The sequence below is a fragment of the bacterium genome, assembly GCA_021372535.1.
Taxonomy (GTDB): domain Bacteria; phylum Latescibacterota; class Latescibacteria; order Latescibacterales; family Latescibacteraceae; genus JAFGMP01.
On sequence record JAJFUH010000186.1, the window covers coordinates 1 to 1,914 of the forward strand.

Annotated in this window: 3 protein-coding genes; all 3 read right to left on the minus strand. The window is 47.8% G+C overall.

Going from position 1 to position 1,914, the window contains the following annotated elements:
• The coding region (locus tag LLG96_16595; GenBank protein MCE5251828.1) for a hypothetical protein at positions 1–415 on the minus strand (415 nt) is incomplete at its 3' end.
• A 323-nt stretch (positions 416–738) separates the two neighbouring features.
• A complete protein-coding gene (locus LLG96_16600; GenBank protein MCE5251829.1) occupies positions 739–1,170 on the minus strand; it encodes an ACT domain-containing protein in 432 nt (143 codons plus the stop codon).
• Positions 1,171–1,184: 14 nt separating this feature from the next.
• The coding region (locus LLG96_16605) for a phenylacetate--CoA ligase (protein MCE5251830.1) at positions 1,185–1,914 on the minus strand (730 nt) is incomplete at its 5' end.

Below are 1,914 nucleotides of genomic sequence, written 5' to 3' on the forward strand. Positions count from 1 at the left end.
CGACTCTCATCTGGGTGAACGCCTCGCTGTAGAGCGAGTAATCCGATGTCCGCCTGCTCGAATAGGATGGTGTTATACCGTAGCAGTAATTACGGCCTTTACCGATCCGGACATTGAAATCCCACGGGAGCCGATTCTTGAGATGCCAGTTCAAATAGGCGCTTTCCATATACACCCTTCCCGGTGCTTCATTGATCTGAGGATGGATGTATACTTCGGTCAGCCAGTCGAATTCATCGTTTATTGTTTCCTTGAACTGGAATCCATACCGCTCGATACGCGAGGTGTACGTTTTATTCCAGACGATTGTGCGTGCCAGCAGGAATCCGTGAAATTCGGCCTGCGCATATACACTTGATGCTATTCCCAGTGTCATAAGGCCAATAAGTCCGGCTAGTACCAGTTTCTTTAACATGAATATCCTCCCCCGAGTTTTGTATAAGGTGAGCGATTGAATTCTTTTACCATAATTTCAAATAAGTACTGATGGTACAGTTCGTTTATCTTAATAGATCATAGACCTCCTTTCGCGGTCAAGGGTTCATTCGGATGAGAACGGCTGGACTTGTTACCAGCCATGACTTGATAAAAAAAGGTCCTTTTTCACAAACATGGCAATAATAAAAATATAGGAATCTGACAGATAAAATCACGTATTCTCATGATCTCACATCTTCCCGTCTGCGTGTTTTTGTTACAGGAGGAGAGAAGAGTGTGAAAACACACGGAAATTCTCTCTCAGATTTTTGTAACCTGTTTGTTATCGAGAATGGTTACATCATTCTTTTTAAGCGCCGAAACGGCAGCGTCGATGTCTTCGATCCGGAAAATGACTACTGCATTGTTAGAGGATTTCTCGACGAACGCATACATGTATTCGACGTTAATCCCCGCGTTGCCGAGAATCGCAAGGACATCGGAGAGACCGCCGGGTTTGTCCTTTACCTCGACTGCTATTACATCCGTTTCAGAGAGTGTGAAATTGGCTTGTTTCAATACTTCAAGCGCTTTGTCCGGTCGATCGACAATCAGCCGTAAGATACCGTAATCGCTCGTATCGGCCAGCGAGAGAGCCCTGATATTAATGCCATTGCCTCCAAGAACCTCTGTAACCTCACGGAGACGTCCGCTCCGGTTTTCTATGAAAATGCTGATCTGTTTGACTCTCAAAGCACCATCCCTCCTTACATCTTTCTATGGTCGGTTACCCGTTTGGCCTTGCCTTCCGACCGCTCAATGGTCTGGGGTTCGACCAGTTTGACTTTGCATGCTATACCGATTACGCTCTGGATTTCATGCGAAATCTTTTTCTGCAAGCCTTCGAGTTGTTTGATTTCATCCGAGAAGTACTGCCCTCCGACCTCGACCCATACCTCGAGGTTATCGAGTGTACCTTCACGGAACACATGAATGTGATAGTGCGGCTCGGTTTCTTTCATTGCAAGCAGCACGCTCTCGATCTGGGTAGGGAATACGTTGACACCGCGAATGATGAGCATATCGTCGGTTCTGCCGCTTATACGTTCCATCCGGACATGCGTCCGCCCGCAATCGCACGGTTTGTAAAAGAGCCTGCTTATATCGCGCGTGCGGTATCGTATGACGGGGAATGCCTCCTTGGTGAGCGAGGTAAACACCAGTTCTCCCAGTTGCCCCTCGGGCAGCGGTTCCATGGTTTTGGGATCGATTATCTCTGGATAGAAATGATCGTCAAAGATATGGAGACCGTTTTTGACCTGGCATTCGGAGGAAACGCCCGGGCCGATCACTTCAGTCAGACCGTAAATATCGATGGCCGAAAGATGCAGGCGTTTTTCGATATTGTCGCGCATTTCGTTGGTCCACGGTTCGGCGCCGAACAGGCCGCTTTTGAGTTTGAGGGTCTTAAAATCGACTCCCAGCGACTCGGCAACT